The 10369-nt window shown below is 56.7% G+C and carries 8 protein-coding genes; 5 read left to right on the forward strand and 3 right to left on the reverse strand.

Annotated elements, in window-relative coordinates; translation table 11 throughout:
- Window positions 1–142: 142 nt before the first annotated feature.
- Window positions 143–1489 (reverse strand): 30S ribosomal protein S12 methylthiotransferase RimO, encoded by a 1347-nt coding sequence (gene rimO, locus AC5JQH_RS03490; protein ID WP_493791406.1) that lies wholly within the window; start codon window positions 1487–1489, stop codon window positions 143–145.
- 315 nt (window positions 1490–1804) lie between these two features.
- On the opposite strand from rimO, the gene AC5JQH_RS03495 reads away from it, so the two are divergent.
- From AC5JQH_RS03495 to cysN, 3 genes are all read left to right on the forward strand, one after another.
- On the forward strand, window positions 1805–2215 hold the full coding sequence (locus tag AC5JQH_RS03495; RefSeq protein ID WP_008170127.1) for a PilZ domain-containing protein: 411 nt from the start codon (window positions 1805–1807) through the stop codon (window positions 2213–2215).
- 159 nt (window positions 2216–2374) lie between these two features.
- Window positions 2375–3283: a sulfate adenylyltransferase subunit CysD gene (gene cysD / locus AC5JQH_RS03500; RefSeq protein ID WP_008170124.1), complete on the forward strand. Its 909-nt coding sequence runs from the start codon at window positions 2375–2377 to the stop codon at window positions 3281–3283.
- Between the two features lies 1 nt (window position 3284).
- Window positions 3285–4943, forward strand: coding sequence for a sulfate adenylyltransferase subunit CysN (gene cysN / locus AC5JQH_RS03505; RefSeq protein WP_008170122.1), 1659 nt, complete (start codon window positions 3285–3287; stop codon window positions 4941–4943).
- Between the two features lie 68 nt (window positions 4944–5011).
- On the opposite strand, the gene AC5JQH_RS03510 is transcribed toward cysN, so the two are convergent.
- Window positions 5012–6220 (reverse strand): alginate export family protein, encoded by a 1209-nt coding sequence (locus AC5JQH_RS03510; protein WP_039881807.1) that lies wholly within the window; start codon window positions 6218–6220, stop codon window positions 5012–5014.
- A gap of 612 nt (window positions 6221–6832) precedes the next feature.
- On the opposite strand from AC5JQH_RS03510, the gene AC5JQH_RS03515 reads away from it, so the two are divergent.
- Window positions 6833–7849, forward strand: coding sequence for a nucleoid-associated protein (locus tag AC5JQH_RS03515; RefSeq protein WP_273157287.1), 1017 nt, complete (start codon window positions 6833–6835; stop codon window positions 7847–7849).
- Window positions 7850–8011: 162 nt separating this feature from the next.
- Here the strand turns inward: AC5JQH_RS03515 and trmH are convergent, their stop codons facing one another.
- The gene (gene trmH, locus AC5JQH_RS03520; RefSeq protein ID WP_104269919.1) at window positions 8012–8749 is read right to left on the reverse strand and encodes a tRNA (guanosine(18)-2'-O)-methyltransferase TrmH; all 738 of its coding nucleotides are present in this window, start codon (window positions 8747–8749) and stop codon (window positions 8012–8014) included.
- A 185-nt stretch (window positions 8750–8934) separates the two neighbouring features.
- Here trmH and miaB point away from each other — a divergent pair, with 185 nt between their 5' ends.
- Window positions 8935–10281 (forward strand): tRNA (N6-isopentenyl adenosine(37)-C2)-methylthiotransferase MiaB, encoded by a 1347-nt coding sequence (miaB, locus tag AC5JQH_RS03525; RefSeq protein ID WP_273157288.1) that lies wholly within the window; start codon window positions 8935–8937, stop codon window positions 10279–10281.
- Window positions 10282–10369 lie beyond the last annotated feature (88 nt).

Below are 10369 nucleotides of genomic sequence, written 5' to 3' on the forward strand. Positions count from 1 at the left end.
GGGTGTGACTCCCAAAAATGTCGGCGGCCATGGATGGCCGACGCCAAGCGCACATGGATGTGCTCGTAGCGGTTTTTGGGAGGCACACCCCGCCGAGGCCTACCCCCAAATTCGGCAGGCTAGGTGCCCAAGCCGGAAGCCATCAAAGAAGCCGAGCCCAAAGATCATGCTCATCGGCATGCTCAACAACCGCCTGAACAATCTCACCCGGAACAAGGTCGGTCTCGTCGTTAAGGTAAACCATACCGTCAATCTCCGGCGCGTCTGCCTTGGAGCGACCAATGGCGCCTTCCTCGTCGACCTCGTCAATCAGCACATCAATCGTCTGGCCGATTTTGGCCTGTAGGCGGGCTGCTGAAATCTCTGCCTGTTTTTCCATGAAACGGGCCAGGCGCTCTTCTTTGACTTCCTCGGGAACCGCACCTTCCAGTTCGTTGGCTTTGGCACCCTCCACCGGGCTGTATTTGAACGCGCCAACACGATCCAGTTGAGCCTCGTCAAGCCAGTCCAGCAGGTACTGGAAGTCTTCCTCGGTTTCACCGGGGAAGCCGACGATGAAGGTGGAGCGGATGGTGAGCTCGGGGCAGATTTCCCGCCATTTGCGGATGCGCTCCAGGGTTTTGCTGTCGTGGGCCGGGCGCTTCATGGCCTTGAGTACTTTCGGGCTGGCGTGCTGGAACGGGATGTCCAGGTACGGCAGGATTTTTCCCTCGGCCATCAGTGGAATGATGTCGTCGACATGAGGATAGGGATAAACGTAGTGCAGGCGTACCCAAACGCCCATTTCGCCGAGCGCTTCGCACAGTGACTGCATCTTGGTCTTGAGCGGCCGCCCCTGCCAGAAACCGGTGCGGTATTTGGTGTCGACGCCGTAGGCGGAGGTATCCTGGGAGATGACCAACAGCTCTTTTACACCGGCATCCACCAGGCGCTGGGCTTCGTCCATCACATCGCCGATGGGCCGGCTGACCAGATCACCGCGCATGGAGGGGATGATGCAGAAGGTGCAGCGGTGGTTGCAGCCCTCGGAAATTTTCAGATAGGCATAATGCCTCGGGGTCAGTTTGATGCCCTGGGGCGGAACCAGATCGGTGAACGGGTCGTGTTGCTTTTTCTGGGGCACGAACTGGTGAACCGCACCGACCACTTCTTCATAGGCATGAGGACCGGAAACCGCCAGAACACCAGGGTGAGTATCGCGAATCTTGTCGGCCTCTACACCCATACAACCGGTGACAATTACCTTGCCGTTTTCGCTGATGGCCTCACCGATCGCGTCCAGCGACTCCTGTTTGGCGGCATCGATAAATCCGCAGGTGTTGACCACAACAATGTCGGCGTCGCCATAGGACGGGACAACGTCGTAGCCGTCCAGCCTGAGCTGCGTGAGAATGCGCTCGGAGTCGACGAGAGCCTTGGGACAACCGAGGCTGATGAAACCGACTTTGCCGTTGCCGGACGAGGCGGGGGTCTGGGTGTTATCTGTCATAGAAGGCTTGGAATTCCCGGAGCTCAGCGCGAGCCCACAAATGAATGAAGGGCTATATTTTACACCAGCTCAGGGACCGCCTGCAGCAAAAGTCCGACGAGTATTGGAACGGATGGAAACTGACGGACGTCAAAATTTGTGACGTCTTGTTCAGAAAGATTTAACAAATCTGCCACTATAGGCGGCAGGCTTCTTGCTGATCACAAAGTAAACAACTACACTTTCATTCGCTTATCATGCGTTTAAGTGTTTTTCTGGAAGGGATTTATGGGAAAGGCAGCATCATTCGCAACCAGACACGCCAGAAGAGTCAACATGAAACCTGTCGCCGCCAAATTGAATTTGCGCAACCAACAGCGAGTGGACGTAGCCACCGACATTACTATTGAGAAATCGGACGGCTGCTGCCTGACCTGTTCGGTATCCAATCTCTCCCGCACGGGCGTTATGATTTCCTGTAATCAGGAAACGGTGAAACAACTCATTCCCGAGCAAAAGGCCCCGGCTCCAGGACACTGGATTGCCGTGAAGACCCGATTCTCCGTGCCGGTGGTTGCAACGCAACCGGTTTCCATTATTGCCGACGGCAACATCGTTCACATGCGACGCATCGCAAGGGACGAATTTCAGCTGGGCATCCAGTTCGCTGAGTTTGAAGGTAACGGCTTCGATTACGTCGATCGCTACGTTGCCAAGTTGCTGGCCGACTCCCGCAATCCGGCCTGAACGTCACCGTCTGCTCACTCACGGTCAGAGCCTGCCACTGCTATATTGTTATAACGCCAATTTCTAGTTGGGCGTCTTCTTATGCCCTTACCCCCTCTGGTATAGTTGCCGTATTCATTCGCACAGCCAACACGGCCCGCACGGCGGCAACGGATTATCATGACCACATATAACCTCACGCACCTGAAACAGCTGGAAGCGGAAAGCATCCACATCATCCGGGAAGTGGCAGCCGAGTTCGACAATCCGGTAATGCTGTATTCCATCGGCAAGGACTCCGCGGTAATGCTGCACCTGGCCCGCAAGGCCTTTTATCCGGGTAAACCGCCCTTCCCTCTCATGCACGTGGACACCACCTGGAAATTCCGGGATATGATCAACTTCCGGGACCGCAAGGTGAAGGAATACGGTCTGGACCTGATCGTTCACAAGAACGAGGACGGCATCAGACAGGGCATTGGCCCATTCACTCACGGCAGTGCCAAGCACACCGACGTAATGAAAACCCAGGCCCTCAAGCAAGCCCTGGACAAGTACAAGTTTGATGCGGCGTTCGGCGGCGCCCGCCGGGACGAAGAAAAATCCCGTGCCAAGGAGCGTGTCTATTCCTTCCGCGACGAATACCACCGCTGGGACCCCAAGAACCAACGTCCTGAACTCTGGAACATCTACAACGGCAAGATCAACAAGGGCGAAAGCATTCGGGTATTCCCGCTGTCCAACTGGACCGAGCTGGATATCTGGCAGTACATCTACCTGGAAAATATCGAGATCGTTCCCCTTTACTACTCCGCGGTGCGCCCGGTGGTTGAGCGCGACGGCACCCTGATCATGGTGGACGATGACCGAATGCCGCTGAAAGAAGGCGAGAAGCCGATGATGAAATCCATCCGCTTCCGCACCCTCGGCTGCTACCCGTTAACCGGCGCCATTGAATCCGAAGCCACCACGTTGCCGGAGATCATCCAGGAAATGCTGCTGGCCACCAGTTCCGAGCGTCAGGGTCGCGTTATCGACCATGATTCAGCCGGCTCCATGGAACAGAAAAAGCGGGAAGGGTACTTCTAAGATGTCACACCAGTCTGATCTGATTGCGGAAGATATTCAGGCCTACCTGAAACAGCACGAAAACAAGGAACTCCTGCGCCTGCTCACCTGCGGCAGCGTGGACGACGGCAAGAGCACGCTGATTGGTCGCCTGCTGCATGACACCAAGATGATCTATGAAGATCACATGGCCAGCCTGAAAACCGACAGTGCCAAGATGGGCACCACCGGCGAGAAGCTGGACCTGGCCCTGCTGGTAGACGGCCTGCAGGCGGAGCGCGAACAGGGCATCACCATTGATGTTGCCTACCGGTATTTCTCCACCGACAAGCGCAAGTTCATCATCGCCGACACTCCGGGCCACGAGCAGTATACCCGCAACATGGCCACCGGCGCGTCCACGGCGCAGGTGGCGATCCTGATGATCGATGCCCGCCACGGTGTGCTGACCCAGACCCGCCGGCATTCCTACATTGCCTCGCTGTTGGGCATCCGCCACATTGTGGTCGCCATCAACAAGATGGATCTGGTGGATTTCAGCGAAGAGCGCTTCAACGAGATCCGGGACGACTATCTGGCGTTTGCCGCCAAACTGGGCCTGAAGGACATCCGCTTCGTGCCGATTTCCGCCCTGGAAGGCGATAACGTGGTGAACAAGAGCGAGCACACCCCCTGGTTCACCGGCCAGCCGCTGATGGAAATCCTGGAAACCGTGGAAGTCGGTCGGGACAAGAACCTGGAGCATTTCCGCTTCCCGGTTCAGTACGTAACCCGCCCGAACCTGAACTTTCGCGGCTTCTGCGGCACCATCGCCTCCGGCGTGATCCGCCCGGGCGAGAAAATCATGGCGCTGCCCTCCCGGCGCACCAGCACGGTGAAAGAGGTGGTAACCTTCGACGGCAACCTTGAAGAAGCCTATATCGACCAGGCGATCACCCTCACGCTGACCGACGAAATCGACGTCAGCCGTGGCGACATGCTGGTAAAAGCGGAAGATGAGCCTGAAGTGGGCAACCGTTTCCTCGCCAACATCGTCTGGATGACCGACGCGCCGCTGGAAACCGGTCGCCTCTATGACATCAAGCTGGGCCCCACCTTCTCATCGGCCACGGTGAGAAAGATTCAGCATCAGACAGACGTAAACACGCTGGAAAAACGGGAAAACCCTCCGGAACTGAACTTGAACGAAATCGGCCTGTGCGAACTGACCCTGAGCCAACCCGTTGCGTTCGATCCTTATCCCAACAACCACGCAACCGGCAGTTTTATCGTTATCGACCGGCTGAGCAACGTGACCATCGGCGCGGGCATGATCGCAGGAACCTCGGAAACGGTGGAATCGCTGGACCCGGTCAGCGCTGACGAGCGCCGGCGTCGTCTGGCCCAGAAGCCTGCCATCATCGCGTGCAATGGCAAGCAGGCAGCGGCCCTGGCCTTGTCCCTGGAACGGGCGCTGTTTGATCAGGGTAAAACGTCCATCGTGCTCAGCGAAGACAACGCCGGCACTGTCGATGATCGCCGCCGCTTCGCACAGGTCATCAGCGCCCACGGCGTCATCGCGATTGCGGCAAAGCTCGGCTCGGACATCGCCTCGGCTTCCATCTGCGCAGACGACAGTGAAGAAATCGCAGGCGCGGTCAGCAAACTGGTGCAAGACCTGGTGCGCAACAAGCGAATCTGAGCCGAATGACGGATGAAAGGCCCCCGCTGGCAGTGGACGCCGCCGGGGCTTTTTTTCGGATATCAGCCTCAGAACTTGGCGGCCAGAGTCAGCCAGAGCTTGTCAGTATCCACTTTTCCGGTTGCTGCATCTCCGGCCATGTAGCGAGCGTATTTAATACCTGCTGAGTAGTTCTCCGCAAACTTGCGCTGATAGACCACATCAACCTCGCTACCCAAGTCACTGGCACCGCCAGGCGAGTCACTGGCCCTGAAGTCATGATATTTAAGGGTCAGGCCGCCGCCCGCCACGGGTGCCTTTACGCTGAGCGACGCGTCTTCCAACCCGACCAGCGGGGTGTTCAGAAACTGGTCAGCCCAGCCGTTCTGACCGTGCAGGGTTGCCAGTGGTGTAGAGAAGCCGTAGTTGCCATTATCCGACCCAAGGACTTCAAGTCCCGCTGAAACAATGACGCCCGCGATATCAATGCCCGCATTCAGCTTGTAATACTCGGCATCAAAATCAGCACCGCCCGATTCTGCCTCCTGGATCGCATATTCGGCTTCGTAGATTATCCCCAGCGGCTCAAGGTCATACCCGCCAACATAACGAAGCCCGACGGTGTCGAGCGAGTTGTCAACGCCTTCATCAATTTCCAGCAGATAGGCATAGCCGGTCAGCTTGCCGAGGGGTGTTTGGTAGGCAACGTTGACTATGTGATCCTTGGATGGCAGGTCCTGGCTCTCGGCAAAGATGCGGTTGCGCTGACTCAGGAAGGCGTAGTCGATTGCGAGGTTGGTTGACGGGGTGTAAGTCAGGCGGGCCGCATCAAACGTCTGGCGATCCTGGCGCCAGCCAACGTCGCCAATAAACCGGTGATTGTCGTAAGTTATCACCTGACGCCCCAACCGACCGGTTATATCTCCGAACCTGTACTGAAGGTAAGCCTGGTCCAGCTCTGTTGTCTCGGGATCGGCAATAACAGAGTAATTTGGATTCTTCCCCAGCGTGTCGTTGTAGTCGTCAAGCCCAGCCACGTTCCGAACGTCCTCAAACTCGACAAGCCCGGATAACCCATTGTAATCCGCAGTACGATAGCCAAGGCGGGTTCGCAAAGTTACGCTTTCCGCGTCCCTGAGTGCATTGTCCTGTTGCACCTGTTCGAAACGCAAGCGAAGATCTCCGTATACCTCGCCCTTACTCAGGGCTTCATGAAACCCGGTCTGTGCGGCCTGCACCGAGCCACCCATCAGGGCAATCGCTATCGCCAATCCGGCCTTTTTCATTACACATTGCATCGCAGTTCTCCGTTTCTGTTAAACTGACTGGTCAAGAGGAGACCGAAGAAAAATTCCGAGCCGCCTCACTGGCCATTTGCCAAAAAAAAAAGCGCCTATTGAACCGAAGAAATCTCCGGGCCAATAAGCGCTTTTGCTTGAGTGACTTATTCCACGAGAATTGTGTCGCACGACACAACGCGACTCTTCCCGCTGACCTGAACCATAAGCATGGATTGCGCCAATTCTTGTTCAGGCCTTTACTCTGGCGCTTCCGACCCTTTCCCAACCTCTGCGGGGTAGCCCTGCCAAGCCTGAAAACTGCCCCTTATTCAGGCACAGGCACAGACATGGAGCAGTCAAAGTGCGGGTCCCGAAGGCGGCTTCAGAGCTGAAAAGGCGATATTGCGGAATTCTCACGTGTCAAAATCGGCTTTGAACGATAATGCATCAGGATGGGTGGAAATTTGGATTTCCGCGTTTTTCATAATAAGCTGCCGCTCCTTGGACTATGGCCTTCTCTCCCATATCACTCACTGCGCAACCCATTGGATTTGACTGGCTTTACCATCCCGATGAAACGCTCATCATGGAGGCCTTTCAGTCAGGACAACGGCAACAGGGTAATTAACCATGGCAATCAAACACCTGAGGTCTGCCTTTTTTACGCATTTCCAGCCGGACCAGGCAGCCCATCTCAGTGCCGGAGACTCTCTGAGGGAGCCCGGTGGCGACTACGAGGGCCTGCACAAGCAGATGAAGCGGCTGTTCAACAGCAAGCCCGGTAAGAAATACGGCCGGTTTTCCGAAGATCTGGGCGAGTGCCCGTTCAGCGCCTGGCTGAACGACTACCTGGAAGACAAGCAAACCTTCAGCGCCATGACCGACCGCCTGTTCGGACAATGGCAGGAGCTCCTGACCGACAGTCAGGAGGAGTTCGATGGCCATCTGATGATCGTCCACGATGCCCTAGCGGACGCCGAGGTGGTTTACCTGTTTATCCTGGAAACCGACAGCGCCATGCGGTTCGATGGCAACCAGTCACTGGATGCGACCGACGTCCTGAGCCTCTCCCGTCTGAACCTGGCCGTTCGCATCGAGCTGGACGACTGGCGCGGCAACAACCCGGCGGAAAACTACCTGACACTGGTCCACGGCCGCGGCACCGGCGAGCCAGGAGAGCTGTTTATCCGTTTGTGCGGGTTTACCAATCAGGTGGATGTGGAAAAGGAAACCATGACCTTCCTGGATGCGGTGGAAGCTTTTGCCAAGTCCTCCGAGCCTGAGAAAGCCGGGGAGGTTCGCAACAAGGCCTATGAGTTCTGTAAGGAGCAGCATGCCCTGGGCGAGCCGGTCGAAATCGAGGCATTGTCCGGCTACCTGGACGAGAGTGAGCCGCAACGCTTCAAGGAGTTTGCCTCAAAAACCGCCGAACTGCCGGAAAGCGGCGTGCTGCACCCGGACCACCGGAAAGTGAAAAAACTGGTACGGATTGCAGGCTCCGGAGGCGGAATGAGCGTGTCCTTCTCCTCCGACCTGGTGAATCAGGCGGTTTACTATGACCGTGACAAAGATGCCCTGACGATTACCCGGCTTCCCAAGGCTTTGCGGGAGCAGCTTCAGCGGTATCTTGAGGCTCGCGAGGAGTGATGGGCTCTAGCTTTTGCTAAGTAGCCTGCTCGATTTGGGGGCTGATCCAGAGGTGGGAGGCCTTTTCTTCTGGGAAAAGCAACTCGCTTCGCTCAGACATCTTTTCCCGACAGAAAAGACCTCCCACCCCCGGACCGATCTCACAGAAGAGTAATTTTCTTTTTATTGCTCATCTGCGGTGACTTTGGGTTCGTCATCCCACCGTGGGCGATTCGCCCTTAACTTTCTTACTTCCTGCATCCAGCCCACACCGTCGACCAACTCACCCGTTTCCGGGTCTATCGGCGGGTATGGCAAATTACGGTCGTCGCAGTAGCGTTTGACGGTGGGCTGACACCAACAGAATAAAAGGCGGTTGTACTCGTCATCCGGCATCCGGCGCTGATCGAACATGCCGGCCAGCTTCCGCTGCCTCTGGGCTTCGGACAGGACAATCGCACAGGCAGACGATACGTTCAGCGACTCCACCATCCCCATCATTGGGATAACGATGTGCTCGTCAGCCTGAGCTGCGGCATCAACGCTGACGCCATCCACTTCGTTACCCAGGATTATCGTGCACGGCAGGGTGTAATCCACATCCCGGAAATCAATGGCCCGGTCGGATAGCTGTGCGGCGTATAGCTTGTGGCCCTGCCCTTTCAGACTCTGGATCGCTTCGTCCATGCTCCGGTGGGTGTGGGTTGTTACCCAGTTGTAGCTGCCACCGGCGGTTTTGCGAAATGCCCGGAAGCCTTCTTTTGGCCAGACCACGTGCATGTTCGCCAAGCCAAACGCATCGCAGGAGCGGATGATGGCGGACAGATTCCGGGGCTTGTGGACCTGGTCGGTTAGGACGCTCAGGTCCGGCTGCCGGGTGTTCAGGGTTTGTTTGATTCGGGCGAGGCGTTCGGGGGTCATGATCGTGTTCGGGCTTGATTGTCGATTTAAAGAACCAAAAATAATACCACAAGCGGACTAGCAACTAGCCGAGACAAAGGTGGTTGAAGTTTAAGCACCCCGTTATAATACGCAGTTCCTTTTTGCTGGCGCCCCGTTTCAAAAACCAGTTCCCGGCGCAACATCCATCAGATTACGTGAGACCCATGGCCAAGAAGCTGTACATCAAAACCCACGGCTGTCAGATGAACGAGTATGACTCTGCCCGCATGGCAGACCTGCTCAAAACCGGTGAAACCGTCGAAATGACCGATTCACCCGATGACGCCGACATCCTGCTGCTGAACACCTGCTCCATTCGGGAAAAAGCCCAGGAGAAGGTGTTCCACCAGCTTGGCCGCTGGAAAAAGCTGAAAAGCAAAAAGCCGGAAATGATCATCGGCGTGGGTGGCTGTGTGGCTTCCCAGGAAGGCCAGGCGATCATTGACCGCGCACCCTACGTGGACATGGTCTTCGGCCCCCAGACCCTGCATCGCCTGCCGGACATGATTACCGAAGTGCGCGCCAAGGGTAACGGTGTTGGCGTGGTGGACGTCAGCTTCCCGGAAATCGAAAAATTCGACAACCTGCCCGAGCCCGGCGCAGACGGCCCTTCCGCGTTTGTTTCAATCATGGAAGGCTGCAGCAAGTACTGCACGTTCTGCGTGGTGCCCTATACCCGCGGTGAAGAAGTCAGCCGCCCGGCAGACGATGTGATCGCCGAAGTGGCCCACCTCGCCAGCCAGGGTGTTCGCGAGGTTAACCTGTTGGGCCAGAACGTGAATGCCTACCGTGGCGAAACCCACGACGGCGACACGATGGACCTGGCGGAACTGATTGAGCTGATCGCCACCATCGACGGCATTGATCGCATCCGGTACACCACGTCACACCCGGTGGAGTTCTCTGATGCTCTCATTGATGTCTATGAGCGCGTTCCGGAGCTGGTCAGCCATCTGCATCTGCCAGTTCAGAGCGGTTCCGACCGCATCCTGGCGGCCATGAAGCGCGGCCATACAGCGCTGGAGTACAAATCCAAGCTCCGCCGCTTGCGCAAGATCCGCCCGGATATCAGTTTCTCGTCGGACTTCATCATCGGCTTCCCGGGCGAAACCGAGAAGGACTTTGAAGACACCATGAAGCTGATCAACGACATCGGCTTCGACATGTCCTTCAGCTTCGTTTACAGCGCACGGCCCGGCACGCCGGCATCAGATCGGCCGGACGATACGCCGATGGACATCAAGAAACAGCGGCTGAGCATCCTGCAGGATCGCCTGAACCAGAACGTGATGGACATCAGCCGCAAGATGGTGGGTTCTACTCAGCGGATTCTGGTGACTGGCTTGTCCAAGAAAGACCCTGGTGAGTATGCGGGGCGTACCGAGAACAACCGGATTGTGAATTTCCGGCATGAGAATCCGGAGGTTGTTGGGCACTTTATTGATGTCGATATTGTGGAGGCCTATCCCAACTCACTTCGCGGTGTGCCCGTGAATTCGGAGTTGTACTAAAGCTCGGATCCTATTCGTCTGGGGTTTGGAGTTTGGCGAGTGGTGGGGCTCCCCTCCCAAAAAACGCTACGAGCACCCGCAAGCGGGT

The sequence above is a fragment of the Marinobacter sp. H13 genome (assembly GCF_059072335.1).